The 25,161-nt window shown below is 70.6% G+C and carries 20 protein-coding genes and 7 pseudogenes; 11 read left to right on the top strand and 16 right to left on the bottom strand.

The window, feature by feature from the left end; all coding sequences use genetic code 11:
- Window positions 1-363 precede the first annotated feature (363 nt).
- The 3 genes and pseudogenes from FB465_RS02455 to FB465_RS02445 all read right to left on the bottom strand — a co-directional run.
- A complete protein-coding gene (locus tag FB465_RS02455) occupies window positions 364-615 on the bottom strand; it encodes a hypothetical protein (RefSeq protein WP_145787181.1) in 252 nt (83 codons plus the stop codon).
- A 164-nt stretch (window positions 616-779) separates the two neighbouring features.
- Entirely contained in the window at window positions 780-3,515 is a 2,736-nt protein-coding gene (locus FB465_RS02450) for a hypothetical protein (protein WP_145787179.1), read from the bottom strand.
- Window positions 3,516-4,071: 556 nt separating this feature from the next.
- Window positions 4,072-4,620, bottom strand: a pseudogene (locus tag FB465_RS02445) (IS5 family transposase); the annotation flags it as partial.
- A gap of 21 nt (window positions 4,621-4,641) precedes the next feature.
- Between FB465_RS02445 and FB465_RS37820 the strand changes: the two are divergent.
- Window positions 4,642-5,531: pseudogene (locus tag FB465_RS37820) on the top strand (IS630 family transposase); the annotation flags it as partial.
- A gap of 111 nt (window positions 5,532-5,642) precedes the next feature.
- Here the strand turns inward: FB465_RS37820 and FB465_RS02430 are convergent.
- Window positions 5,643-5,921 carry a hypothetical protein gene (locus FB465_RS02430; protein WP_145787177.1) on the bottom strand — a complete coding sequence of 93 codons (279 nt, stop codon included), beginning with the start codon at window positions 5,919-5,921 and terminating at the stop codon, window positions 5,643-5,645.
- A 28-nt stretch (window positions 5,922-5,949) separates the two neighbouring features.
- Entirely contained in the window at window positions 5,950-6,093 is a 144-nt protein-coding gene (locus tag FB465_RS35540; protein WP_170290472.1) for a hypothetical protein, read from the bottom strand.
- Here FB465_RS35540 and FB465_RS37815 point away from each other — a divergent pair.
- Both FB465_RS37815 and FB465_RS02420 read left to right on the top strand, forming a co-directional pair.
- Window positions 6,028-6,213, top strand: a pseudogene (locus FB465_RS37815) (transposase); the annotation flags it as partial. The gene FB465_RS35540 and the pseudogene FB465_RS37815 overlap by 66 nt on opposite strands.
- A 571-nt stretch (window positions 6,214-6,784) precedes the next feature.
- Window positions 6,785-7,732 (top strand): oxygenase MpaB family protein, encoded by a 948-nt coding sequence (locus FB465_RS02420; RefSeq protein WP_145787173.1) that lies wholly within the window; start codon window positions 6,785-6,787, stop codon window positions 7,730-7,732.
- Window positions 7,733-7,858: 126 nt separating this feature from the next.
- Here the strand turns inward: FB465_RS02420 and FB465_RS02415 are convergent, their stop codons facing one another.
- Window positions 7,859-8,770 carry an NAD-dependent protein deacetylase gene (locus FB465_RS02415; RefSeq protein WP_145787171.1) on the bottom strand — a complete coding sequence of 304 codons (912 nt, stop codon included), beginning with the start codon at window positions 8,768-8,770 and terminating at the stop codon, window positions 7,859-7,861.
- 285 nt (window positions 8,771-9,055) lie between these two features.
- On the opposite strand from FB465_RS02415, the pseudogene FB465_RS36540 reads away from it, so the two are divergent.
- Both FB465_RS36540 and FB465_RS02405 read left to right on the top strand, forming a co-directional pair.
- Window positions 9,056-9,199 (top strand): annotated as a pseudogene (locus tag FB465_RS36540) (IS630 family transposase); the annotation flags it as partial.
- Window positions 9,195-9,374 (top strand): annotated as a pseudogene (locus FB465_RS02405) (ISKra4 family transposase); the annotation flags it as partial. The pseudogenes FB465_RS36540 and FB465_RS02405, both read left to right, overlap by 5 nt.
- Window positions 9,375-9,571: 197 nt before the next feature.
- Here FB465_RS02405 and FB465_RS02400 read toward each other — a convergent pair.
- The 3 genes and pseudogenes from FB465_RS02400 to FB465_RS02390 form a co-directional block, all read right to left on the bottom strand.
- The gene (locus tag FB465_RS02400; RefSeq protein WP_145787169.1) at window positions 9,572-10,345 is read right to left on the bottom strand and encodes a maleylpyruvate isomerase family mycothiol-dependent enzyme; all 774 of its coding nucleotides are present in this window, start codon (window positions 10,343-10,345) and stop codon (window positions 9,572-9,574) included.
- Window positions 10,346-10,565: 220 nt separating this feature from the next.
- Window positions 10,566-10,751: pseudogene (locus tag FB465_RS02395) on the bottom strand (IS630 family transposase); the annotation flags it as partial.
- Window positions 10,752-10,973: 222 nt separating this feature from the next.
- Complete coding sequence (locus FB465_RS02390; protein WP_145787166.1) at window positions 10,974-11,384, bottom strand: Fur family transcriptional regulator; 411 nt, start codon at window positions 11,382-11,384, stop codon at window positions 10,974-10,976.
- A 170-nt stretch (window positions 11,385-11,554) separates the two neighbouring features.
- Here FB465_RS02390 and FB465_RS02385 point away from each other — a divergent pair.
- Window positions 11,555-11,977 (top strand): annotated as a pseudogene (locus FB465_RS02385) (Fur family transcriptional regulator).
- 24 nt (window positions 11,978-12,001) lie between these two features.
- Complete coding sequence (gene katG, locus FB465_RS02380; RefSeq protein ID WP_145787164.1) at window positions 12,002-14,236, top strand: catalase/peroxidase HPI; 2,235 nt, start codon at window positions 12,002-12,004, stop codon at window positions 14,234-14,236.
- 85 nt (window positions 14,237-14,321) lie between these two features.
- Here the strand turns inward: katG and FB465_RS02375 are convergent, their stop codons facing one another.
- Window positions 14,322-15,602 carry an extracellular solute-binding protein gene (locus tag FB465_RS02375; RefSeq protein WP_145787162.1) on the bottom strand — a complete coding sequence of 427 codons (1,281 nt, stop codon included), beginning with the start codon at window positions 15,600-15,602 and terminating at the stop codon, window positions 14,322-14,324.
- A 163-nt stretch (window positions 15,603-15,765) separates the two neighbouring features.
- Entirely contained in the window at window positions 15,766-16,134 is a 369-nt protein-coding gene (locus FB465_RS02370; RefSeq protein ID WP_145787160.1) for a rhodanese-like domain-containing protein, read from the bottom strand.
- Between the two features lie 485 nt (window positions 16,135-16,619).
- Between FB465_RS02370 and FB465_RS02365 the strand changes: the two genes are divergently transcribed.
- Together FB465_RS02365 and FB465_RS02360 are read left to right on the top strand one after the other, a co-directional pair.
- Entirely contained in the window at window positions 16,620-17,099 is a 480-nt protein-coding gene (locus tag FB465_RS02365; RefSeq protein ID WP_145787158.1) for a hypothetical protein, read from the top strand.
- Between the two features lie 219 nt (window positions 17,100-17,318).
- Window positions 17,319-18,740 carry an MFS transporter gene (locus FB465_RS02360; RefSeq protein ID WP_170290470.1) on the top strand — a complete coding sequence of 474 codons (1,422 nt, stop codon included), beginning with the start codon at window positions 17,319-17,321 and terminating at the stop codon, window positions 18,738-18,740.
- A gap of 103 nt (window positions 18,741-18,843) precedes the next feature.
- On the opposite strand, the gene FB465_RS37390 is transcribed toward FB465_RS02360, so the two are convergent.
- The 3 genes from FB465_RS37390 to FB465_RS36535 are packed head-to-tail and all read right to left on the bottom strand — an operon-like array spanning window position 18,844 to window position 20,154.
- Window positions 18,844-18,972 (bottom strand): hypothetical protein, encoded by a 129-nt coding sequence (locus FB465_RS37390; protein ID WP_281292318.1) that lies wholly within the window; start codon window positions 18,970-18,972, stop codon window positions 18,844-18,846.
- A 28-nt stretch (window positions 18,973-19,000) separates the two neighbouring features.
- Window positions 19,001-19,195, bottom strand: coding sequence for a cupin domain-containing protein (locus tag FB465_RS02350; RefSeq protein WP_246192459.1), 195 nt, complete (start codon window positions 19,193-19,195; stop codon window positions 19,001-19,003).
- On the bottom strand, window positions 19,141-20,154 hold the full coding sequence (locus tag FB465_RS36535) for an FAD-dependent oxidoreductase (protein WP_145787154.1): 1,014 nt from the start codon (window positions 20,152-20,154) through the stop codon (window positions 19,141-19,143). The genes FB465_RS02350 and FB465_RS36535 overlap by 55 nt, the downstream gene beginning before the upstream one ends.
- A 478-nt stretch (window positions 20,155-20,632) precedes the next feature.
- Between FB465_RS36535 and FB465_RS02340 the strand changes: the two genes are divergently transcribed.
- Complete coding sequence (locus tag FB465_RS02340) at window positions 20,633-21,913, top strand: glycosyltransferase family 39 protein (RefSeq protein ID WP_246192458.1); 1,281 nt, start codon at window positions 20,633-20,635, stop codon at window positions 21,911-21,913.
- A gap of 230 nt (window positions 21,914-22,143) precedes the next feature.
- A complete protein-coding gene (locus FB465_RS02335; RefSeq protein WP_145787152.1) occupies window positions 22,144-23,802 on the top strand; it encodes a tetratricopeptide repeat protein in 1,659 nt (552 codons plus the stop codon).
- A gap of 162 nt (window positions 23,803-23,964) precedes the next feature.
- Here the strand turns inward: FB465_RS02335 and FB465_RS02330 are convergent, their stop codons facing one another.
- Window positions 23,965-24,168 carry a nucleotidyltransferase domain-containing protein gene (locus FB465_RS02330; RefSeq protein WP_145787150.1) on the bottom strand — a complete coding sequence of 68 codons (204 nt, stop codon included), beginning with the start codon at window positions 24,166-24,168 and terminating at the stop codon, window positions 23,965-23,967.
- A gap of 102 nt (window positions 24,169-24,270) precedes the next feature.
- Window positions 24,271-25,011: a hypothetical protein gene (locus tag FB465_RS02325; protein ID WP_145787148.1), complete on the bottom strand. Its 741-nt coding sequence runs from the start codon at window positions 25,009-25,011 to the stop codon at window positions 24,271-24,273.
- Between the last annotated feature and the right edge of the window lie 150 nt (window positions 25,012-25,161).

Here is a 25,161-nt window from a genome sequence, read left to right as displayed (position 1 = left end):
ACCTGTTGAGCGAAACGGCCCCTGACCTGCGGCGACTCCGCATAGCGAGAAGTGCGTCTTCGGCGGGGAGGGGAGACGTCTCTCACCATGGCGCCTGTGGATCCCGCACAGCAGCGTGATCTCGAAGGCCGCAGCTCGCGGCTGGAGGTCGAGATGGGGGCGGACATGTCGCAGGATGGGGCCTCGCGCCCCAGATCCGGTCACTTCGCTGATCGGCATGAACGCCGCACGGTCTTGTAGGAGACCAGACCGTCGCGGCTCCAATGCCGGGCAGGTGTTCTCCGCCAGGGATCGGTCCCGCACGATGGACGACCGGCTGCAAAGACCTCCGCAAATGGTCGCCCGAGCCGAGCAGGGAGGTGGTCACCCGAACCGTAGGGCCGGGAGCGAGTTCCACCTCGTCCCGCGGGCCGAAGTGCCGGTCCTGCGCCGGGGGCAGTCGCTCCCAGGGGCCGAGCTGACCGTCGTGGTCGCTGGGCCGCGCAGCGTCCTGAGGCCGGGATCGATCACCAGCGCGTTGCGGTCCGGGCCGTTGTTGTGCGGGGTATCGCCGACGAAGCGCAGCGATGCGGCCTTCCGGTTCACCATGTGCACCGTCCAGTGGACGGCGACCACGCCAGGCGTGTGGGTGAGCTCGATCCACTCGTCGCCGCGCGCCGGGCGACACCGATCGCCGGATGGATCCTGACCGTGGCGACGTCGTCGATGTGCATGCTGCAAGCTCCCTCCGCGCCTCCGTGCGTGGGCAGACCCAGCAATCCGACTGTAGGCTGTTCGGTCTACATCTGACGGGACATCACTGCTCCTGTCGTCCGGTTCAACTCGGCGATGCGCCGGGCGTGGTAGCGGATGCTCGGGGTGATGCCGCGGGCGTCCGGGGGTAGCGCCCGGCCCTGCTCCCGGATCTGCGCCAGCAGGCTGTCCACCCCATCGGGCGAGGTCAGTGCGAGGACGCTCCGGGTTACGCCGGCCGCGCCGAGCACCCGCAGGCCGCGGTCGGCGTCGGTCAGCCCGTTCAGCTCGCCGCCCGGCTGATCCGGGATCGGGAACAGGCTGACACCGCTGAGCAGGGCGGCCGCACCGCCCGGGTCGGCGGCCTCCTGACCGATGGTGTAGACGATCCGGTCGTACAGCGCTCGGTCGGCCGGGTCGGTGCCGGTCGTCTGGAACTGGTCGAGGACGGTGTACCGGATCCGGGTCGGCAGATCGTTGGTCCGGGTGACGGGTTCCCACACCTCCAGTGAGAAGGCGCCGACGCCCGGGAGCGTGTTTCGGCGGTTGAATCCGTCGCCGAGGAAGCTGAGGTCGACCTTGGCCTGCTCCTGTCTCGGATCCGCCGGGTCCTTGGCGATCCGCCACAGCCCCCTGGGGTCGAGTCCGTCCTTCGGCCCCTGGGGGACGTCCGACTCGCTCGCGGCCAGCGGCCGGTCCTTGGCGCCCCAAGTGACCTGGCGCCGTCCGCCGGTGGCCTGCTCGACCTCGGAGGCGCCGCCGGCGCCGCCGCCCACGACGAGCACCCGGTCGCCGGGGTCGTAGCTCGCGCTGGTGTTGTCGCCGCCGTAGTTGACCCGGTGCCGGCGGATCAGTGCGGCCAACTGCTCGGCCGTCTCGGCGGGCAGCAAGTCCGGGGTGACCGGCTCGCCGGTGGCGGTCCGGATGATCTCGCCGGTGATCGGGTTCACCGAATAGCCCGTGTCCGGGTCGGCGATGGAGCCCGGGCTCCGGAAGCCCCCGTCCGGGGTGAACCCGAGTCGGCTCAGGGTGTCCGGGTCCACGGTGTCGCGGTCGACCTGGCGGCCGTCCTGGTCGAAGAGCAGCCGGGTGTCCTGGTCGACGCACACGCCGCTCTGCGGGTCCACGACGCAGGGGTCGGTGGGACGGCCCGACCGGTCGAGCAGGAACGGGGAGCGGTCGGGCAGCCGGACCGGCCTGCCGTTCTCCAGCTTCACGCCGAACAGCCAGCCGACCTGGTCGGGCAGCCCATCGGTGACCCTGTTGCCGTCCCGGTCCAGCACGGTCGGGGCGCCGTCGTGGTCGAACACGAGCCGGTAGTGGGTCTGAGGGTCGAAGAAGGTGCGGTCGGTGAGCTTCCTGGGGGCGTCGGGAATCCGGGCCGGCCCGAGGCCGGTGGCGACGTCCACCGTCCGGGCGTACAGCAGGCGACCGCTGCTCAGGGTCAGCCGGTACGCGGCGCCGTCCGGCCACTTCGCGTCGCCGCGCTGCTCGACCTTGGTGATGGCGGTCCGGTAGGTGGGCATCCCGGCCAGGGCGGCGGCCGTGCCGACCGCCTTGCCGAAATCCGTGGAGTAGCTGAAGTCCACCGGGTCCCGGGCGAAGTCGGTCGGCTGGAAGGGCGCGCCCGGCAGCTCCATGTCCATCGGGGGCTGGGTGAGTCGGAAGTCGCCCAGGTTGGTGACCATACCTGGGCCGGCGGCCACCGCGAGCACCGGCGGCACCTTGCCACCGGGGGCCGCCGGCGGGTTCAGCGTCAGGTAGTCGACGGTCGCTGCCCAGCCGCCGCCCACGATCACCCGGTTCACCACCGGCAGCGTGCGGGCCGCATCGAGCTTGTCGGTCAGCGCCTTGTCGGCTCTGGCACGGGCTGCGATGACACCGGTGGCGCTGTCCCGCAGGGTGTCGCGCTGGCAGCCGCGGACCGCGCGGAGCTGCTGGAGATCCTCCTGCGAAGCACCGTCCAGCAACCCGTCCAGGGACCCGGTGGGCAGCAGCCCCCGGACGGTGTCCGCCCGCGCGGCACTGGCGGCCCGGCCGGCCAGCGGCTCGTTGCCCGGGAACAGGTGCGGGGGTGAGGCCGGGTCCGGGTCCAGCAGGCCCATCGCAACCGCCGCCCCGAGCGCGTCCAGCTTCGCGTCGGACGAGCCGGTCAGCAGCCCCAGCGCCTTGACCTTGCCAAGGTCACGCGGGCTGAGCGGCACCGGTTCGGTGCCCGGCGGCTTGGTCCGCATGTTCTTGGTAGTGAGCAGACCCTCGACCAGGGCGCTGGTGACGTCGCGTCGGGCCTTGGCCTCCCGCTCGGTGACGATCCGGTCCAGCTCGGCCAGCTTCGCGGCCACGGCGAGCCGGACGAAGTCCGCCCGCGCCCGGTCCGAGACCTGCACCACGGCCGAGTCCGCGCCGGTGAACCGGGCGGTGGCCACCGGCGCGTACGACAGGCCGCTGCGCACCGACACCGGCTCGACGTCGATCGCGAAGTCGCCCCGGGTCACCCTGCCGGCGGCATCGACGCTCCAGCCGCTCGGCAGCAGCCCTGATTCCCGCAGCGCCCGCGCGATGGCGCCCCTGGTACCGTCGGGGTCGGCCGTGCTCTCCTTGCCGCCGAAGTCGATCCCGGCCGCCGCGTGGCGGACCTGGGGCGTGCCGGGGCAGGTTCCCGGCGCGAGCGCGGGCGCGAGCGACCGGGTGACGGCCACCGCGGGTGGGGCGAGTACCGAGCCGAGGCAACACCAGACGGACACGGTGAGGATCGAGAAGCGGACCGGACGACGCATGGACACGCGCGTCTCCCTCCGTCGTAGACGGAATTACTGACGGATCGTCACCGTATGCGAACGACCACTGCCACGTGTCGAGACACGCGGGCATCCGCATACGTGTCGCAACGGTCGGGTCCGCCGGTGCGGTGGTCACGCCAGCGCCCAGGGCGGTGGACGCCGAGAACGTCGGCCCGCTCCCGCTGGCTGCTGATGGCTTCGCCGCCCCGTCGGAGCGCGCCTACCCGCCTGGTATCGACGGCCGCTCCGCCAGTTCCCGGGTGACAAGCAGGCGTTGACCCCGGGGGTTCGGAGTCGCGAATCCTGGAGGCGCAGGGCCCGCCCGGGCGCAGGGCCCGACCGCCCGTCGCGCAGGGGGGACCACGTCGGCATGCGGAGCAATCCGGCGCTACACCATTTGCCTGACGAGTCGTCATGGGCCCGACGAGAATGGAAGGTTTCTGCGGCCCGCAAAAAGCGGGAGTTCACCACGTACTCGGACCTCTCCTGGAGCGTGCTCCGCAGGGTGCTCGCGGAGACCGACCTGGACTGAGGCTCCAGGGCGTGTATCGAGTCGCGATCACCATCCGGTCCGGGTGAGGTCTTTGAGCCAGATCATTGAGGCGCGCAGATGGAGGCCAGTGAGGTAGCTGTCCGGGGTCTTGTCGTACCGGATGGCGATGCCTCGCCAGGCCTTGAGCTTGTTAATCAGGCGCTCGACGGTGTTCCGTTCCTTGTAGAGCTCTGCGTCGTGGCTGACGGGTCGGCCGCCCTTGGAGCCCTTGTTCTTCCGGTTGGCGGCCTGGTCCCTCTTCTCCGGGATGACTGCCTTGATGCGGCGTCTGCGCAGGTGGGTGCGGTTGCCGAGGGACGAGTAGGCCTTGTCCCCGGCGACCGCGTCGGGTCGGGTGCGTGGACGGCCGACCGGCCCGCGGACCCGTACCTTCTTCAGCACGGGGATGAACTGCGGGCTGTCGGCGGCCTGCCCGGCGGTCAGGATGAACGCCAGCGGGCGACACTTCCGGTCGCCGACGACGTGAATCCTGCTGGTCTGCCCGCCCCGGGAGCGTCCCAGGAGGGCGGCCTTCAGTCGCAGCTTTCGGCGACGCCGGATGCGTCGTCGCTCCTCCCGCTCGGGGTCTGCGTTGGCTCCCTGCCCGCTTTGTTCGTTCAGCTGGAGCGGGAGTTGGAGAAGGGACCGCTGGCGCACGGCTGGGAGGACCAACGATGGACGCTGGTGCGGATCAAGACTCTGATCGGCCGGCGGTTCCACATCTCGTACACGGTCCAAGGTGTGTGGAAGCTGATGCGCCGCAACGGCTGGTCGTGCCAGCAGCCGGTCCGCCGGGCGATCGAGCGCGACGACAGGGCGGTCGAGGTGTGGAAGAGGCAGGTGTGGCCGCAGGTAAAAGCCTAGCGGCGGCGCTCGGAGCCTGGCTGGTCTTCGAAGATGAGGCCGGGGTCTCGATGACGCCGCCGCGGGCCCGCACCTGGGGGCGCCGCGGCAAGACGCCCGTCGTCCGGGTGCGCGGCCGCTCCCGCCGCCGGATCTCGATCGCCGCCCTGACCTGCTACAAGCCCGGCGAGCGGTCCCGGCTGATCTACCGGCCCAGGCTGGACGACGGCCAGGGCAAGGCCAAGGGCCGCAAGAGCTTCGCCTGGAGCGACTACCGCGACCTGATCGTCGCGGCGCATGCCCAGCTCGGCGGCCCGATCGTCCTGATCTGGGACAACTTGAACACCCACCTGGCCGCCGGTATGAAGAAGTTCATTGCGTCCCAGGAGTGGCTGACCGTCTATCAGCTGCCCCCGTACGCTCCCGACCTCAACCCGGTCGAGGGCGTCTGGTCACTGCTGCGACGAGGGTTCCTGTCCAACGTCGCCTTCGCCGACCCCGACCACCTCGTGCGGACGGTCAGGCGAGGCTTACGGAAGATCCAGTGCCGGCCTCACCTCATCGACGGCTGCCTGGCCGAGACAGGGCTGGTCGCCGCCCAGCCCCGGCCACCGACGCCGCGAGTTCAACCTGATAGCCAATGAGAGCCCGCTGACCTCAGCCATGGCCGCAACCCCGGTCCCCTGGTCGGGTTGCCGGATCGCTGACGCCACGCGCGCCCTCCGATCGCGGGCCTCCGGCGGCGGGGATATGGTCTACACCAGCCCGGTCAGTCGGAAAGCCGATCCCCTTCGCGCCGGCTGCCACCCGTGATCGAGCGCGGCGCGAACCCCCGCCCCGACGATGGAGGGAACCACGGGGAAGGCCGATGTCGCCGCCATCAACACCGCGCCCTTCTGGTCGGCCTGCTCAACCACGAACTCGAACCGCCCCGACGCGCACCCTGTGCAGCAACCGGCCCCGCCGGACACACGCCACCGGTACGCCATGCCATCGACCGTGATCAGGCGGGTGCCCTTCTTCCGCAGAGCCAACTGTCTCCTCCTCGACTCGGACGTAACGTCAGGCGCGAGCGTCGGCGCCTTCGAATTGAATCCGACAGCGCGGCTCGGCTTCCGCCCTGACGACCGACCCGATGATATGTCTGTCACCGGAGGTGATGCTCTCGTTTTCGGCGCCCGGGCCTTCGCCCTTGAAGGTGGACACGCGTTCGTGTGTCCACGCGGCGAGCGAAGCTCGCACGGGATCGAGCGCCGCTGCCGCGAGAACGTCGCCTTCCGGGTGATCTGCGCAAACCAGGCCCCCGACCACACGACGATCGCCCGCTTCCGGGTCCGCCACCAGGAGGCCCTCGCTGACCTCTGCGGCCAGGTGCTCGACCTCTGCGCCGAGGCTGGCCTGGTCGAGGTGGCGGTGCTCGCCGTCGACGGCTCGAAGTTCGAGGCCTCGGCCTCCAACCACGCCAGCCGTAGCTACGAGCAGATCGCGAAGGAGATCCTCGCGGAGGCGGGCCAGACCGACGCCGCCGAGGACGAGCTCTACGGCGATGCGCCACCCGGTACGACAAGACCCCGGACAGCTACCTCGCCGGCCTCCACGTGCGCGCCTCGATGATCTAGCTCAAAGACCTCACCCGGACCGGATGATGATCGCGACTCGATACGCGCCCTAGGACTCCCCGCACCGACGGAGGAGGGGGGTAGCCAGGGCGGGCAGCTCGGTGAGGCGGGCTTCGAGGTGATCGAGGGGGACGGACAGGGCGCCGCGGTGCGCCTGTGGGAGGAGCGCGAAGATCTCGCCGGGCAACTCCTGCACTCGGACGAACAGCTGCGCGCTCCCGCACCGGTACCGGCCCCGTCGGTAGTGTGGTGGCAAGGGGCGACGATGGGCGGGCACGGTGGGATCACGAGCTGGTGTAGCCGGGCGGCGCTCGCCGCTCGCCGCGGTACGCGCCCGGCTGCTGGCCGAGATCAACGCCACCGTGCACGGGCAGGACCTGCACCTGGAGCGTTACGACCGCCCGGCCGGCGACCCCGGCCTCTTCGGCCCGGCCAGCGTGGTGTGGCGGGTGCACGCACACCCGGCCGGGATGCTGGTGGGCGGCTTCGCGGCCTTGCTGCTGCAGTCCCTGCATCCGCTGGCGATGGCCGCCGTCGACGCGCACTCCGACTTCCGGGTCGACCCGACCGGGCGGCTCAATCGGACGGCCCGTTTCGTCACCACCACCACGCTCGGCTCGACGGCCGCGGCCGAGCAGGCGATAGCGGGCGTGCGGAAGATCCATCTGCGGATCCACGGCACCGCACCGGACGGCCGCCCCTACTGCGCCGACGATCCGGAGCTGCTCACCTGGGTGCACACCGCTGAGGTGCACTGCTTTCTGACCGGCTATCAGACGTTCTCTGCCACCCCGCTGAGCTCCGCCGAGTGCGACAGCTACTACGCCGAGGCGGCACGCGTCGCCGAACGGCTGGGCGCAACCGACATACCCCGGTCCCACGCCGAGGTGGTGGCCTACCTGGCCCGGATCCGGCCCGAGTTGCGCGTCACGCCGCCTGCCCTGGAGGTGCTCCGGCTGCTGCGCGGCTTCGGCCGCAGCCGTCGTGAGCGCCTTGCCGTCCGGGTGCTGACGAACGCCTCGATCGACCTGCTTCCGGACTGGGCCAGGGCCGAACTCGCCGTACGCCGACCCTGGTTGGTCCGGGCAGCCTGGGACCGCCCGGTGGCGCGGGCCGGCGGCCGGATCATGGTCTGGGCCTGCGGTCCCTCCCAGATCCGCGCCGCCGCGTACGCGCGGGCCACCGCCACGACCAGCGCCACCGCCGGACCACAGGAGACCGGTTGAGGATGGAGTCAGCGACCCGGCGCGTACGGCGAGGCCGAGCAGGTCTCGCTCCGCGGGCTCACCGTCCGGGCGGGGGTATGACGACATGATCTCTCCTCTCCCGGCGGTCCGTTCACTCGCTGGATCTCACGCGCGCCGCGTGTGCTGCCCCTGCGGCGGCCGCGCGCCCCCGAGCTGCTCCGCGAGGGCCGTCATCGCCGCCCCGAGTGGCAGGCAGACTGTGACGGCCGCGTAGTCGTCCCCGCGGGTCGCTCCCTGGTTCACGATCGCGACCGGCTTACCGGCGCGTGCGGCGTGGTGTACAAAGCGCAGGCCCGACATGACCGTCAGCGACGACCCGAGGACCAGGAGCGCCCGTGCGCCGTCGACCAGGTCGTAGCACTGCTGGACCCGGGACTTGGGTACGTTCTCACCGAAGAAGACCACGTCGGGTTTGAGGATGCCCCCGCACGTCTCGCACGGCGCGATGCGGAAGGAGGCCACCAGCGAGTCGGGCAGTTCCACGTCCCCGTCCGGGTTGACCGGTGAGTCCGCGTCCCTGAAGGCGCCGTTCATGGCGTGCAGGCGCCGGTCGAGGTCGTCGCGCGTACTGGTGTGCCGGCACCCGAGACAGACCACCCGGTCGAGACCGCCGTGCAGCTCGACGGCATCTAGGGTTCCGGCGGCACGGTGCAGTCCGTCCACGTTCTGGGTGATCACCGCCGACACGTGCCCGGACCGGCGCAGCTCCTCGACCGCCCGGTGTCCGGCGTTGGGCCGGGCGCGGGTGATCGTCTGCCGGCCGACGTGGCTGCGCGCCCAGTACCTGCGCCGGGCCTCCTCGCTGCCGAGGAACTCCTGGTAAGTCATCGGTGAGCGGCGCCGCAGGGTGCCGGTCGCGCCCCGGTAGTCGGGAATGCCCGACTCGGTCGAGAGCCCGGCGCCGCTCAGGACCACGACATCCCGATCAGCCAGCAGGCACCTGACCTCGTCCAGACCGGTGGCCCGCAGATCGCTTCCACCGGTCTGCGGCCCGTTCGGTATCGAGTGCACAGGCATGCGTACAGCCTAGGCCGGACGGTGCCGAGGCCCGTGCCTCGGCAGACCTCCGGGAGCAGAACCCCGAAGCCGAGCCGACGGGCAGCCCACCGCCGCCGGCCCGGGGGATCGGCGTCGCTGAGCCAGGTGCCTGCGGGAGCAGGAGGGCGCAGCTGCTCGGAACGGCGTCGGCCCGTCCGGCTCGCCCTGTTCGCCAGTGCTCTGACCGGGAACGTTTACCGGGTTGGCGGCGGCGGGGCCGGAACCGGTTGGATGAGACGGACATCCGACGAGTTTGGGGGCGTGGTGGCGGAGCTGGTCAAGATCAGGAGGCTGACCGACCAGGAGGGCCAGCAGTTACAACGGATCGTGCGCCGGGGCAGCACCAACACAGTGCACTATCGACGGGCGATGATGCTGCTGGCCTCGGCCGGAAGGCGCCTGACGCCACCTGATCGGCGACCGCCTGGACATCACCGGAGCCCGATGGTCACTGGCCGGGGCCGAAGCCGTCCTGAGACTCCGCGCCCTGCTCGCCAACGGCGACTTCGACCGTTACTGGACCTTCCACCTCGACCAAGAACACCAGCGCAACCACCGGGCCCGCTACCGACTCGCTGCTTGATCTACGAGGTCAGTCCCAGCAATCTGCACCCGCCGCGCACTGTCCCCAGTCGAGCGCGAGCCGCCCGCAGGTGCGCCTTTCGCCCTTGAACAGCAGGCCCGCAGCCTGCCCGCAGCCGCGCGATGTCCGCAACCCCGGGCCCAGTGGCGCCCGCAGGAGCGCGCGCACAACCGACAGATGCGTCACAAGTGCGCGTTTTACGCGTTCGGGTCCCAGTCTGCGAGCTGCTCCATCGGCTCGGTGTCGCCGGTGGTCTCCAGGCCGTCGAGCGGGACGCGCTCGTAGAAGTAGAGGACCAGTTCGCTCGCTGCGCCTCGCATCGCCATGTCGCCCGGCTCCGCGTCGGCGGCGAGGTCGTCGCAGCGGACGCCGTCGGCGTCGAGGGTCAGGCGCCAGGAGCGGCCCTCGGTCGTGTGCAGGTCGATGGTCGCCGGCTTGAACGGCCAGGGTACGGTCGTCGCCGAGACGGTCGTCAGGAACTCGTCGACGCCCTCGACCGCGACGTCCGTCGGCAGCGGCTGTGCGGCCCCCTGGGTGAGCTGGGCGTCGTAGGTGTGGACGGCGATCTCCTGGATCTGGTGCCGGGCCACGGCTCCGCTGGTCTCCGGGGCCTGCGAGCGGCCCCACCAGGTCCAGCAGCCGCGGTCCGGGCCGGCCTCGCGCATCGCGTCGAGCATGAGCTCGGTCGACTCGGCGAGCCAGGCGTCAAGGGCTTCGCGGTCGCGGGGCGCGGTCGGGGCGCCCTTCGGGTCCGTCCTCGCCGGGGGCTCAGCGCCCGGGCCCGCCGCGACGATGGCGGCCTGGCGGCGGCGGCCGTCGCCGAGGTGCTGCGCCAGTTCGCGCAGCGTCCAGTCCGGGCAGGTCGGGACCTGGACGTCAAGGTCGGGGGCGGACGCGATCGCGGCGCGGAACGCGGCCGAGCGGTCTTCGATCAGCCGCAGGACCTCGGGGAACTCCAAAATGTTTTGCACGGCGGTTGTGTATCACGGCGCTCCGGCCGCCGGGTAGCGAATTTGTCGGACGAACGCGTCGACGGCCGGGCGGAGCGCCGGCGCCGAAGCCGTCCTGAAACTCCGCGCACTGCTCGCCAACGGCGACTTCGACCGCTACTGGACCTACCACCTGGGCCAAGAGCACCAGCGCAACCACCAGGCCCGCTACCAACTCGCTGCTTGACCTACGAAGTCACTCCCAGCAATCGTTGGTGGGCGTGAAGCACAGGTGGACGTTGTTGTTCTTCGCCCAGCGCAGGATCTTCTTGCCGTTGTGGGCGGACAGGTTGTCAAGGATCACGTAGGCCGGGGCGCCGTCGGGGCGGGCGGCGCGGATCGAACGGAGTACGGCGAGGGTGTTCGCGGTGCCCTTCCGGCGGCGGTTCGGACGGCGGTGACGCCTGGCGCCCGTTCGTTCCGGTGGCGTTTCCGGGAACCCGTCGGACCTCGGTAGCCGTCTCGCTGCGCGGCTAGCAGCAACGGGTGCTACCGGTGCAGCCCCGGCCACGCTCGACCGTAGTGACGGAGCCTCAACGCTGTGGTGACAAGCGTCGATCACGTAGCCGGGCGCACCTGGCCGCCCCGCCCGTACTCGAGCCTCGGAAGACTAGGCGCAGGACGGGCACAGCCCGCGGTAGATGACCTCGACCTCGGACACCGTGAAGCCGAAGCGTTCCTCCGCCGGGAGGTCGGCCAGCGGATTGCCGGTCGCGTGGACATCGCGGATGGTGCCGCAGTTCGAGCACACCAGGTGCTGGTGCGGGTGGTGCGCATTGGGGTCGTAGCGCTTGGCGCGGCCGTCGGTGGAGACCTCGATGACCTCGCCGAGGGAGACCAGCTCGCCCAGGGTGTTGTAGACCGTCGCCCGGGAGATTTCGGGCAGCCGCTGGGCCGCACGGGCGTGCACCTCGTCGGCCGTGAGGTGCACGTGGTCGCCGTCGAGGACCTCCGCAACGACACGCCGCTGGGAGGTCATCCGCCAGCCGCGTCCTCGCAGTCGCTCCAGCAGGTCGCTCATATCGGTTCACCTATTCAGGTCCATTGGGATGTCCGGAGTTTACCAACGGGTTTCTTGGGTCCGATCGGATATGAGTCTGGCGTGCTTCTTGACTTAGATCTTGTCAATCGTAGGATCGATTTTGGTGACAGCCAAGGGATGGGAATTCCCCAGTACGGCAGGAGAGAGACGTGACGGCCACCGCCGAGGAGCTGCGCGGTGCCGGCCTGCGGGTGACGGGCGCCCGCGTCGCGCTGCTCGAGACCGTCCGTGACGGTGACCCCCTCGGCTCCGAGGCGATCGCCTCCGGGGTGTGCGGTCGCGTGGGCCATATCTCCCTTCAAGCCGTGTGTGAGGCCCTCCACGCGCTCACCGTCGCGGACTCGTACGCCGGATCGAACCTGCCGGCAGCCCGGCTCGGTTCGAGGGGAGCGTCGGGGACAACCACGTCGTGTGCCGGTCGTGTGCTCTGGCCACTGACGTCGACTGCGAGGTCGGCGAAGCCTCTGCCGACCGTGTCCGACGACCACGGCTTCTTGATCGACGAGGCCGAGGTCATCTCCTGGGGCCTGTGCCTCGACCGTTCCACCGCCCGCAGTTCCTTAGCATCGTGATCCGCCAGGTCCGGAAGGATTCCCATGTCTGAGAACCATGACGCAATCGTCGTAGACGCGAAAACGGAGGGCGGAGCTGGCTGCCCGGTCGCGCACGAGCGCGCCCCGCACCCGACTCAGGGCGGCGGAAACCGCCAGTGGTGGCCCGAACGGCTCAACCTGAAGATCCTCGCCAAGAACCCCGCCGTGGCCAACCCCCTCGGCGAGGAATTCGACTACGCCGAGGCATTCAAGACCCTCGACCTACCGGCGGTGAAGCGGGACATCGCGGAGGTGCTGACCACTTCGCAGGACTGGTGGCCCGCCGACTTCGGCCACTACGGCCCGCTCATGATCCGGATGGCATGGCACAGCGCGGGCACCTACCGGATCAGCGACGGCCGCGGCGGTGCCGGGGCCGGCCAGCAACGCTTCGCGCCCCTCAACAGCTGGCCGGACAACGCCAGCCTCGACAAGGCCCGCCGCCTGCTGTGGCCGGTCAAGAAGAAGTACGGCCGGAGCCTCTCGTGGGCCGACCTCATGATCCTCGCCGGCAACGTCGCCCTGGAGTCGATGGGCTTCAAGACCTTCGGCTTCGGCGGCGGTCGTGCGGACGTCTGGGAGCCCGACGAGGACGTCTACTGGGGTCCCGAGACCACCTGGCTCGACGACGAGCGCTACAGCGGCGACCGTGAGCTGGAGGATCCTTTCGGCGCGGTCCAGATGGGCCTCATCTACGTCAACCCAGAGGGCCCGAACGGTACCCCGGATCCGATCGCCGCGGTCCGCGACATCCGTGAGACCTTCCGCCGGATGGCGATGAATGACGAGGAGACGGTCGCCCTGATCGCGGGCGGTCACACCTTCGGCAAGACCCACGGCGCGGGCCCGGCGGAGAGCGTCGGCCCCGACCCCGAGGCCGCCCCGATCGAGCAGCAGGGCCTCGGCTGGAGGAGCTCCTTCGGCACCGGCAAGGGCGGCGACGCGATCACCAGCGGGCTGGAGGGTACGTGGACGCCCACCCCGGTGACGTGGGACAACAGCTTCCTCGAGACCCTGTTCCGGTACGAGTGGGAGCTGTTCAAGAGCCCCGCCGGTGCGAACCAGTGGCGGCCGAAGGACGGCGCCGGGGCGGGCACCGTGCCCGACGCGCACGACCCGTCGAAGAGCCACGCCCCGACGATGCTGACGACCGACGTCTCATTGCGGCTCGACCCGGTCTACGAGCGGATCTCGCGACGCTTCCTGGAGAACCCCGACGAGTTCGCGGACGCCTTCGCCCGGGCGTGGTTCAAGCTGACCCACCGCGACATGGGCCCCATCGTGCGCTACCTCGGCCCCGAGGTTCCGACCGAGCCGCTGCTGTGGCAGGACCCCCTCCCCGCGAGGACGTACGAGCTCATCGACGCCGAGGACATCGCCACCCTCAAGGACCGGGTGCTCGACTCGGGCCTCACGGTGTCCGAGCTCGTATCCACCGCGTGGGCGTCGGCCTCGACCTGCCGCCGCGGCAGCGACAAGCGCGGCGGCGCCAACGGTGCGCGCATCCGCCTCCAGCCGCAGAGCGGGTGGGAGGTCAACGACCCCGACCGGCTGGCGACGGTGCTGCGCACCCTGGAGGGGATCCGGCAGTCCTTCAACACCGCCCGGACCGGCGGCAAGCAGGTCTCGCTCGCCGACCTGATCGTGCTCGGCGGTGCTGCCGCCGTCGAGCAGGCCGCCAAGGACGCCGGCTTCGACGTCGAGGTCCCCTTCACACCGGGGCGCGTGGACGCGTCGCAGGAGCAGACCGACGTGGAGTCGTTCGCCGCGCTCGAGCCGACCGCCGACGGGTTCCGCAACTACCTCGGGAAGGGCAACCGCCTGTCGGCGGAGTACCTGCTGATCGACCGGGCGAACCTGCTGACCCTGAGCGCCCCCGAGCTGACCGTCCTCGTCGGTGGCCTCCGAGTCCTGGGCGCGAACCACCAGCAGTCGCCGCTCGGCGTCTTCACCGCAACCCCTGGTTCTCTGACCAACGACTTCTTCGTCAACCTGCTCGACCTGGGCACGACGTGGAAGGCGACATCCGAGGACGCGAACACCTTCGAGGGTCGCGACGCGGCCACGGGCGAGGTCAGGTGGACCGGCAGCCGTGTCGACCTCGTCTTCGGGTCGAACTCCGAGCTGCGCGCGCTCGCGGAGGTCTACGCGAGCGATGACGCGAAGGAGAAGTTCGTGAACGACTTCGTCGCGGCGTGGGACAAGGTGATGAACCTCGACCGGTACGACCTCGTCTGATCGTGACGTCCGGGTCGGCCCGCTCCGGCCGACCCGGACGTCCTCCGGGCGCGTCGCGTGGGTGCTGTGCCGACCGGCGGATGGGTCACCGGTCGGCGAAGTCCGGCAGTAGCCTCTTCGCCTCGGCGCCGACGTGGTCCAGGCCGGCCCTGGTGCTCTCCTGGCCGGAGAGGATCTTGAGCAGGTCGGCCCCGAACGGGTCGTAGAGAGCGCTGTACTCCGCGAGGGCGGGGCGTGGCCTGCCGCTGTCCAGCACCTTCTGGTAGCCGAGGATGCCGAGGTTGACGCTCACCAGGGAGGTGAAGGCGTCCGTGCGGGTCGGCAGCGTCGAGTTCTTGACGGCGGTGTAGGTCTGCGCGTTCGACGAGGTCATGAAGGCGATGAACTTCAGCGCGGCGGCCCGGTGCGCGGCGTCCGAGCGAGCGGAGGCGACGAGGTTGTGCCCGCCGAGCGGGGCACCGGCCTTTCCGCTGCTGCCCCCGGGGACGGTGGCGATGCCGAGGTTGCCGTTGTCGGCGAAGGCGGCGCCCCTGAATATGTTGGCGTTCTCCCACGGGCCTTGGATGATCGACGCGACCTTGCCGTTCTTGAAGGCCTGCATGACGTTGGTGTAGCCGTCGTCGGTCGTGTCGAGCCTGGCCACCCCCGGCGCGGTGACCAGGCTCTTGAGAGCGTCGATTCCCTTGACCGCGGCCGGCGAGCTGACGGTGATCTTCTTGTTCGCGAAGTCGACCAGGTCGACGTCCTCGCCGTAGAGGAACGGCATGGCGTAGTAGCCCTGGGGGTGGAAGGCGAAGCCGTCGGCGCCGGTCTCCTCCTTGATCTGGGCGGCGTCGGCTTTGAGCTCGTTCCAGGTGGCGGGGGGCTTGCTGATGCCCGCCTTGGCGAACAGGCCCTTGTTGTAGACCAGCGCGAGGATGTCGGTGGTCTGGGGCATGCCGTACAGCTTGCCGTCGTACCTGGCCTGCTCGATCAGCTGAGGCTGGAGCTTTTCGGCGTCGGTGGCGGCCTCGGTGCCGTCGAGCGGAGCCAGCAGGCCGGCCTTGGCCAGCCCCGCGGTCCAGTCCACAGCGGCTCTCAGCACGTCGGGAGCATCCTTCCCGGCCGCGGCCTGGAACCGCGCCCGGGCCTCGGTGAACGGGACGCTGACGTGGTCGACCTTGATCTCCAGGTTGGTTCTCTCGAAGTCGGCGACCAGCGCCCTGAACGTCGGGGCCTCGTTCACGGTGTCCGAGGTGTCCCACCAGGTGATGGTGGTGACGTTCGAGCTTTCGGCGGGGGAGCCGGGGAGGCCGCCTGAACCGCAGGCGCTCAGCAAGACAGTGATCGCCGCCGCGAGGGCGACCGGTGCGATGCGACGACGCACAGTTATTCCTTGGGGAGGTGAGGTGTCCGGGGCGACCCCAGGGCTGCACGTGACGACAGCCGGGCCATGGGTGTTGCTGCTCGCAGGCGCATCCGGCCCGGGATCGAATGTCCGCTCCCGCACCGACCGGCGGGTGTGTTCCGGCATCGGGGGCGGAGCGGGCTCAGAGGATCGTGCCCGGCCGGTCGCTGCCGTCCACCACCGGGTGTCCCGCCCGGGCCCACGCCCTCAGCCCGCCGTCGAGGTCCTGGGCCGCGATTCCGCGTGCGGCGAGCAGGGCGACAGCGTGCTGGGATCGCTTCCCCGCGCAACAGACGGTGATGACCTGACGGCCGGACAGCTCACCGAGCGGGGCGCGGCCGCGCGCGAGCCGGCTGAGCGGCCAGTGGAGCGTGCCGGGTGCGCGCCCGGCCTTCCACTCGGCATGCTCCCGCACGTCGAGCAGAACGGCCCCTGCGGCCTGGGCGGATCGAGCGTCGGTCGGGCTGACTCGCCGTTGGTGGCGTTGAGCAGTTCTTCGTACGGTGCTCACAGTGTCTCCAGCGGGACGTGGTGGCGCGCCGGCCAGGCCGAGCGGCAGGCCGTGCCGGGACGGACAGGGTCGCGGAGCGGGCACGGGGGAGCCTGCTCCGCAACGTCGGCCGCAATATTGCTGAAACTTGCGGCAAACCTTTGCGGCAGAACCTAGGCTCGTTCGGACGCCCGGGTCAACACCTCTGCGGACATTCGGCTCGGACGCCCTGTGTGATCGGCCCCGTGCGCGCTCGGAGTCGACCGTGCCGGCGGCCGCAGCGCCCGGGCCGAGTCGTGGTACGTCGGGGTCGAGGGACTCGCTGCGCCGGAAGGCTTTACGACGCCCGGCGCCGCCTCGATCTTGCGGCCGCTCGCATCACGCCGGGACTGCCTGGGCCCCTGACCGAACGTGCCGGCCGTCGCACGTTCGGTGATGATGGATGATCAGCGGCTTTCCCCCGCCTCCCGGCGCGCCGCCGGGAGGCCGACCACAAGAGGACCGACATGCCGGAAAAGGACGTTCTCGAGCCCGCCGTCATCGACACGATCGAGCGCTACTTCGACCTGCTCCAGGCCCATGCGCCGCTGCAGCAGATGTACGCGGAGATCCTCACCGAGGACTTCGAGACCGGGTTCCGGGGCGGGTTCATGTGGCGCGGGGAGTCAGGCACCCAGGAGTTCCTGGACGCGCGCTCCGAGTTCTTCGACGAATCGCACGAGATCACTCAGATCATCCACGCCGCCCTCGACGCGGACGGGATTCTGCTGGCCCGTACCCGACTGAGCTTCCTGCTTCGCAGGCGCGAGCCCGGATCGGCCCGGAGCGAGGAGCTCACGGGTGACGCCTTCCACCTGTGGCGCTTCCGCAGGGAACCGGACGGTGTCAGGTGGCGGGTGGCCGCCCAGATCGTCGAGGGTTTCGCGCGGCTCAACGAGGGAGCTCGGACGCTGTTCTCCGCCCCCACCGAGGGACTGCGGACCTGAGGGCCACGAGAACAGAGCCCGCGCTCCGGGGAGCTGCGTGGCGGCGGGCCCCGGACGAGAATGAGGGGAGATGGCGGTTCACCGCTGTTCTGCGCCGTTGTTCGCCGGAAGCGCCTGACGAACCGCCGGCGTCACGAGGGTGCTCTTCGTACGGTGGCCCGGGAAGCGGCGGCAGGTACCGGCTGGGCCGGGTGCGGACCGAGAGGAATCCGGTATCCCATGCGGACACAGACATCCTCGGCCGTACGTGTCGGGGCTTTCGTGTCGGTCGCGGTCGCGCTGTTCTGCATCCAGGTCGACTTCTTCGCGCTCAACCTTGCGATCCCCGGTATCTCGGCCGACCTGAACGTGACGGCCTCGGCCGCGCAGTGGACGCTCTCCGCCTACATGCTGGCGTTGGGGTGCTTCTTCATCGTGGGCGGCCGGCTGGGTGACGTCTTCGGGCGACGCCGCGTGCTGTTGACCGGACTCGCGCTGTTCGCCGCCGCCTCGGTGGGCTGCGCGCTGGCGCCCGGTCTCGGCGCGCTGGTCGCGGCGCGGATCGTCCAGGGGGTCGGTGCTGCGCTGATCTTCCCGGTCTCCGTCTCGGTGATAACCAACGTCTTTCCGCAGGAGAGCCGGGCCCGGGCCCTGGGCGCGGTGTTCGGTGTTGCCAACATCGGCACGGCGCTGGGCCCCTTCGTGGGCGGCGGCTTCACCGAGGGGCCGGGCTGGCGGTGGATCTTCTGGTTGCTGGCGCCGTTGAGTGCGCTGTCCCTCCTGGTCGCAGCGCTGTTCGTGCCGGACTCGCGTGACGATTCGGCGCCGCGGCAGATCGACCTGGTCGGCTGTCTGAGCATCGTCTGCTGTCTGGCGGCCCTCACCCTGGCGGTGGAGCGCGGCAGTGCCTGGGGCTGGGACAGCGCCCGCACCCTCGCACTCTTCGGCGCCGCTGCGGCGATGGGGGCCCTGTTCCTGGTGCGCGAGCGGAGGGCTTCTCACCCGCTGGTGGACCTGCGGCTGTTCCGCAACGTTCCCTTCGACCTGGTCACCGGCATGGGAGCGGTCTCCGACATGGGGTACGCGGTGACGATCTTCGTGGCGACCTTGTATCTGCAGGGTGTCCGGGGACTCTCCGCTCTCAGCGCCGGAACCGTCTTCCTGGCGCCCGCACTCGTCGTGGCGCTGACCGGACCGCTCGGTGCCTGGCTGGCACCCCGGATGCGGCCCACGGCGGTGATGGCCCTGGCCGGTGCGGTGGCGGGCACCGGAATGATCACCCTGAGCCTGGTCTCCGCCTGGTGGCTGTTCATTCCGGTGTTCGCCTGGTGCGGGCTGGGCCTCGGGCTGGGCTGGACCTTCGCCAGCGTCGCCACCCAGCAGGTCGTCCGACCGGCGAGAGCCGGTGAGGCCTCCGGCGTGGTGCTGACGATCCTGGTCACCATGGGTGCGGTCGCCCTCGCGGCCGCCGCCTCCGCCATCACCTCGCTCACCCCCGAGCGCAGCGCCGAGCAGGCGTACGACGTCATCCTGCGGGTCGGCGGAGCGGTCATCCTGCTCACTGCCGTTGCCGTCATGGTCGTTCGCCACCGGCTCGTCGTCCGGGGCAAGGTGCCGCCGTTGTCCATGCGCGCGCCCGAGATGCCCCGATCGGGAGGGTGAGGACGGCGCTTCCTTGGATGCCGTGGGTGAAGTCGACTCGCGAATGCGCCACGTGCCCCACGCCCTGGCTTGAAGCTGCCGAGAAAGCTCAGGCAACTGTCCGTCAACTGCCGGAGCAGTACGGGGCGGCCTGTCCGGACGCGGCCAGGGCCACGGCGTCGATGACCTGTGGGGCGGCGCCGGCGACGTTGTCGCTGGTGAAGGAATGGACGACCGGGGTGGTGGTGCTCATGGTGCGGGTCCCGGCTTTCGGTTGGCTTTCAGTTGACGATGGGTGAGGCGATGACGACGGTGATGTCCGCCGGATCGGTGCCGGTGCGGTAGAGGTGGGGGGCGTCCCCGGCGAAGGCGAGCAGATCGCCCGGCCCCAGCAGGCGGGGGGCGTCGGTGGGGCCGGCGGTCACGTGGCCGGTGGCGACCAGCAGGTGCTCCACCGTGCCGGTCGCGTGCGGCACACCCTCCAGCTCGGTGTCGGGAGGCATCCGCAGCCGCCAGATCTCCAGGCTGTTGCCGCTGCTGATCCGGCGCAGCAGCTCCCGGCCGACCTCGCCCTCGGGCGCCTCGGTGCCGGGGACGAACACCGGCAGCACCCGCCCGCTCCCGTGGTGTGCGGCGAGGCGCCGGTGGGTGCGGAAGGTACTCGTCCATCGGCATTCGCGAACGGCCGCCGTCCACCCCGGGCCGCCGCCTCGGCGGCGAGCACCGCCGCTCCGTCCGCACCGCTCGGCGCGGGGCCGTGCGGCAGGTGCAGCACCACCCGGGCCCAGCCGTCGAGGTGCATCGGCAGCACCACGAGAAGGCCGCGCGGCCCGCCGACCATGTGCACTCGCGCCGGGTCCAGCGAGGGATCCTCGACCCGCAGGTCGGCGAGCTGCCACGTGCCGGCATAGGTCCGGCCGCGAAACGCCGTACCGGCCAGGGCGCGCAGTGTGCTCGACGCGCCGTCGGCCGCCACCACCCAGCGGGCGCGCAGCGGGTCGAGGGCGTCCGACCGTACGGTGACGCAGTCGGCGTCCTCGTCGACCGACCGGACGGCCGCCGAGCGGTGCACGCGCACACCCGCGCGCTCGGCCTCCGCGGCGAGCAGGCCCTCGGTCGCGCACTGCGGGACGGTCAGGATGTACGGGTACGGGGAGCGCAGCCGTGCCAGCTCGAAGCCGCCGAGCCTGCGCCCTTGCGACCACATCTCCACCGTGTCCACGCGCCGGCCCAGCGGATGCAGCGACTCGGCCAGCCCGCTGGGGGCCAGGGCCTCCAGGGTCCGTGCGTGCAGGTCCGTCGCCCGGGACTCGGTGACCGGACCGGGACGGCGTTCCAGCACCACCACACCGAGCCCCGCCCGGGCGAGCAGCAGCGCGGCGCTCAGGCCGACCGGCCCTGCCCCCACCACCGCCACATCCGCGTCGACCGCCATGTCCGGCACTCTAGTCGGGCCCGCCCGGGCCCGCCCGGGCCCGCCCGGGCCCGCCCGGGCGCGGACCGCGGGCCCGGAACCCGGTCGGCCGTGCGATTCTGACGGTCAGTCAGCGATGGGTGGAGCAGCAGCGCGCTGCGGGCAAGGCGGCCCGGGCTGCCGGGATGCTCGGGCCTGTGGCGGTCGGCGGTGATGGAGAGCCTCCGGAAGCGAACGTACGGGCGCGGCTCCGTTGTGGTGATGGTGGTCGGGTCGTGGGCGGAATCGGTGCGATCGGGTGTCGTCGGGAGAACCTGCCCTAGCCTGCGGCGCTATGAACTCGATACCAGGCAGACAGCTGGACGAGCCCACCAGGTCCAGCGCCCCGACGAACAGGGATCCCGGGTTCACGAACCCCGAACGGAGCCGTCCCCCGGGCGCGGACTCCAGATTCACCAAGCCCCAGCTCAAGAGCCCCGCGAGCTCGGACCCCGAACGCGTGGACCCCGATCGCCTGGGCCCCCGGACCAGCGTCCTCGCGCCCAAGGACCCGACAACCGACACCCTCAAGACCGCGGACCACCGGGGAGGCGGCACCAAACCTGCCGGGGCACCCGCCGGCCCCTCCGCCAGACCCAGTGGCTACCTGTCCGCGCTGATCGCCTACGGCGTCCTGAAGCTGATCGGTTTCGCGGTGTTCCTGCAGCTGCTGGCCGCCTCCGGTCAATACCGCACCAAGGACCCCCGCTTCGGTGGCGGCACCCACGTCTGGGATGTCGTCGGTGCCTGGGACGGCTGGTGGTACCAGCAGATCGCAACCCACGGCTACCACTTCGAACTGCTCCCGGCGGTCGGCCAGTCGGGCACCCACGGACAGAGCCCCGCCGCCTTCCTCCCGCTCTACCCCGGCCTGATCCGGCTGGTCTCCACCCTCACGGGCCTGGGCACGTACGGCGCCGGGATGCTGCTCTCCGTGATCTTCTCGTTCGTCGCCGCCGCCGGCGTCTTCGCGGTCACCGCGCGGCTGCGCGGCAACCGGGTGGGTGTGATCGCGGCCGGCCTCTGGGCGGTGTTCCCCGGCTCCGGCTTCGAGTGGGCCGTCTTCGGCGAGCCGCTGTTCGTCGCGCTGGCCGCCTGGACCTGCTACGCGGTGATGACCCGTCACTGGTTCACCGCCGCAACTCTGGCCTTCCTCGCCGGTCTCGACCGCCCTGCTGCCGCCGCACTGATCGCGGTCGTCGGTCTGTCGGGCCTGGGAGCCATGGTCCGCCGTCAGAAGATCGTCGGCCCACTGGTCGCGGTCGTGGTCGCACCACTCGGCCTGCTCGGCTACCTCCTCTGGGTCGGCGATCGAACGGGCGACCTGCTCGGCTACGTCACGGCGGAGCAAGATGCATGGCTGCGCCACTTCGGCCACAACATCCGGCACACCGTCCCCGATCTGCTGCTCGGCCGCAGCACGTTCTCCCACCCGGCCGAGGATCTGCTCGGTCTGCTGCTGCTTCTCGCCGCCCCCTGCCTGCTGTTCCTGCTGCTCCGGCTGCGCCCGCCGCTGGTGCTCACCCTCCACACCGTGCTGGTCCTGGTCCTGGGTCTCGGCACCGGCCAGCTCTTCGACCACCTCTCCCGCTACCTGCTGGCAGCCTTTCCCCTGCTCATCCCGCTCGCCACGACCCTGCGCCGCCTCAAACTGCCCTCGCTGACCGTTCTGCTGGCCATGGCGGCAGCAGCCTCCGGCTGGTTTGCGGGCTTCGTCCTGTTCGAGCTCGGCGTGCCGTAGCCGGCGCCGCGGATGGGGCTCAGTCCGGCCAACGGGGGTTGGCCGGGCCCCACCGCTTCCGCCGGTCGGGTGAGCGGCGTGGCTGCACGTCTCGTACGCTCCCGAGCACGCGACCCCGGGCAACCCACGCGGTCGCCGTCCGGTATCTCCTGCCCTGCGTTGCAGGATCCCTTATGGTGGGCGGATCCGGTTCGGACCCAGCCGGCCGGTGTTGGGGGAAGGCGATGGGCATGGGCATCGAGGATCTCCGGCGCTTACACGACGAGTGCGTCCGCACGTTGGGTGAGGACCACCCGCGCACCCTCGTCGCTCGTGGGGAACTGGCCCACGCGTACTACCAAACCCGGGACTACGTCCAGGCGTTCGAGCTCCAGGACCGGCTCCTGGCCGACGTGGTGCATGTCCTCGGCGCGGATGATCGCGTCACGGTTTCCACACTCACCAACCTTGCCTCCATCTGGTTCTCCGGGTGGCTTGCTGACGATCGCCCTGAACTGGCCATCCCGCTTTATGAGTTGGCGGTCTCCGAGCAAGTACGGGTCGCCGGGGCAAACGATCCCGGCACCCTTTCCGCGCGAAACGATCTCGCCACCGCGTACCTCGCGGCCGGGCAGGCCGAGCGAGCCGTTGCGACGTTCGAGCAAGTCCTCGTCGACTGTCTCCGTGACCTGGGTGAGGACCACTCGCTGACCGAGACCGTGCGAGCCAACCTCGAATCCCTCGCGGGGATGCGGGACATGCTGGAGCGGAACGCGCGCCGGGAGCAGGACGACGCCGCGAAGGCGGACGAGATCGCCGTCGCGTTCGCCGAGGTACTGGGACTGGAGCCGATGGTGGCCGGCGGACGGGTGTCCGTCGCCATCCCCGCGATCGGCGAGACGGTCAGCCTGCCGGTCTGCGACGTCAAGCGCGTCACGAGGAGCCACACGCCGATGGGCGACGCGGCGCTCGAGTTCGTGATGATCGAGGGCGAGGACGTCAGACCGCTGATCGTCCTCGCCGACAACGTGGTGTTCGCGCCGGAGGATCCGGTCGTGGTTCTCCAAGCGCCGGTCCCCGTGGTGATTTCGAACGCGCCGCCCCTGATCAGCTATGCCGAGATGGTCGCGGACGCGGAGCGCTTCGCCATGGCCGCGGGTGCCGGCGGGACGGGCAACGACGTGGTGGCGGGGACGGGTCTGCTCGTGCGCTGCGTCATCGCGGGCGCGGTCCGGTTCGGACTGCGGTCGCTTCAAGCCGTCGCGTGGTGGCAGCGAGGCTGGGAGGCATGCGCCGCCGACTGGAGCCTGCCGCCCTTCCCGCGGGATCCGGTGTGGGACCACCTGACGCGTAGCGCGTCCGGCATGACCTTGACGCCGTCCGTTGTCGAGGAACGGGTCGACGACAGGGCAGCTGTCGAGGCCCTGACCGTGGCGGACTTCGAGGCGTTGGAATCGAGGTTGCTCGTCGCCCAGCTGGATGAGGAGTTCGTCGCGACCTGGAGGGCCTTGATGCCGATCACCCCGGCGCGGTTCACCGATCTGCTCACGGAGCGGCTGAGCGGGGCGCAGGCGGACATCACCCTGTATCCGGACGGCGCCGGCAGCGCTGACCTGGTGATTCGAAACGGCGGGGAGAACCAGGCCGTTCTTCAGTTGCGGTTCGACTTCCGGGCGAGCGCGATGACCATCGACGAGCTCCGCATCAAGGCGGGTGCGAGGGGGAGCGGGCTCTTCCAGCGCCTGCAGTACAACACCGAGCAGCTCGCCAGAGCGCTCGGCCTCGGGAGCCTGCACATCCTGGCCACCGACATCGGGAGTGTCGCCTTCGCCAAAGCCGGATTTCCGCAGGACCCCGAACTGTTCGCGAAGGTCCACGCGCCGGCCAAGGGGCGGCCCGGCCGGCCCTGAGGCCTGCCTGACAATTGATCATCCGATGGGTTCGCGGAGCCAGAGGATCACGGATGCGAGCACGAGTCCGGCGCGGTAGCGGACGGCGAGTGGAGGTTCGCCAGCCAGCTGTGCCCCGGATGCACCTGGGCAAGGAGGGTGGCCAGAGTCTGCCGCTGGGTGTCATCCATCAGGGGAAGTGTGCTGCTCACTGTGGTGGCGGGTCTGCTCGCCTTTGAACAGGTCGACGGCCCAGCCCCCGGCGACGTACCAGGGGGCGGATGTCCCTACCAGCCGGGCGGCCACCTGGGTGGGGGTCCAGGCGTCCGTCCACCTGGCCTCGGCCTCGGTGAGCTCGACGCCGCCCGGGGGGAGTCCTTCGGTCATTCGGCCAGCCTACCGGGAGGGCCGCTCGCCGAACTCGCGTACGCCGCGCTCGCCGTGCCACGGTTCGAGGGCAGTGGTGATGAGCATTCGTCAGACAGGCTTTCAGCGGTGGCTCGGCTTCGACACCAGCTTCCGGCGAAGGTGCGCCATCGCCTCCGGACCCACGGCCTCCTGCATGGCGGCCAGCAGTTGCCCGCACAGAGCCCGGGCGCGGACCAGGTCGGCCTTGGCAGTCGCGATCTCCTCCCTGACGGTGGGTACCTGCCGCGCCGCCACCGGACGGCTCAGGTCGCGCACCTCGCGGGACCGTGCAGCTCGCGTGCCTTCGGCGACGGCCAACAGGTACTCCGTGCGATCCCCGGTCATCCCCTCCTCGGTCGCGTGATCCCGTCCGATCGCAAGGACGCGGTCCAGCGTTTCGGCAGGCAAGAAGAACAGCGTCGTCGTCGAGAACCGGCTCAAGGCGGCCTGCTGGTCCCAACGCGTCAGCAGGCCGGACTTCGCGTCGAGGAAGGGCGCGAGTTCGACGTAGATCCCCGCATCGACGGTGGCCATCAACGCCTGGCAGTCAGCGAGGGCGGCACGCAGGGAACCGACCGCCGTGACCTGGTGTTCCAGCAGGTCCGCGAACTCCTCGGCCAGGCCGGGCCGCGTGGCACCGTCGACCATCTCCTCGGCCAGTGCCAGAAGCCGGTCACCGCGTACGCACAGATCCTGCAGCGCCACTGCGCAGCGGAGCATCGCAGCCGCCACGTCGGTGTCCTTGGCGGTGCGTCGGAGCGTCAGGAAACCGGTCCCGTACTGAGCGAGCAACTCCGCCAGTTTGGAAAGCAATCCGAACACAGCCTGGTCCCCTTGTCCGCCGCGACCGAATTCCAGCGCGATCAGCTTCCCATCATGGTGGATGGATCCCGTCCCCGGGCCATGATCAGCTCAACCGACCGGCGAAGAATCCGAGCGGTTCCACGGATACCGCGTTCTTGGTTCGGGTGG

Origin of the sequence: Kitasatospora atroaurantiaca, from assembly GCF_007828955.1 — a bacterium.
GTDB lineage: Bacteria > Actinomycetota > Actinomycetes > Streptomycetales > Streptomycetaceae > Kitasatospora > Kitasatospora atroaurantiaca.
This window is presented reverse-complemented; position numbering and strand designations above follow the sequence as displayed.

What these genes read in the sequence shown, in the direction of transcription:
- FB465_RS02365 (WP_145787158.1), top strand. Translation starts at nt 16,620, where the DNA reads ATGCCGGAAAAGGACGTTCTCGAGCCCGCCGTCATCGACACGATCGAG.
- FB465_RS02390 (WP_145787166.1), bottom strand. Translation starts at nt 11,384, where the DNA reads ATGAGCGACCTGCTGGAGCGACTGCGAGGACGCGGCTGGCGGATGACC.
- FB465_RS02335 (WP_145787152.1), top strand. Translation starts at nt 22,144, where the DNA reads ATGGGCATCGAGGATCTCCGGCGCTTACACGACGAGTGCGTCCGCACG.
- FB465_RS02360 (WP_170290470.1), top strand. Translation starts at nt 17,319, where the DNA reads ATGCGGACACAGACATCCTCGGCCGTACGTGTCGGGGCTTTCGTGTCG.
- FB465_RS37390 (WP_281292318.1), bottom strand. Translation starts at nt 18,972, where the DNA reads ATGAGCACCACCACCCCGGTCGTCCATTCCTTCACCAGCGACAACGTC.
- FB465_RS36535 (WP_145787154.1), bottom strand. Translation starts at nt 20,154, where the DNA reads ATGGCGGTCGACGCGGATGTGGCGGTGGTGGGGGCAGGGCCGGTCGGC.
- FB465_RS02415 (WP_145787171.1), bottom strand. Translation starts at nt 8,770, where the DNA reads ATGCCTGTGCACTCGATACCGAACGGGCCGCAGACCGGTGGAAGCGAT.
- FB465_RS02330 (WP_145787150.1), bottom strand. Translation starts at nt 24,168, where the DNA reads ATGACCGAAGGACTCCCCCCGGGCGGCGTCGAGCTCACCGAGGCCGAG.
- katG (WP_145787164.1), top strand. Translation starts at nt 12,002, where the DNA reads ATGTCTGAGAACCATGACGCAATCGTCGTAGACGCGAAAACGGAGGGC.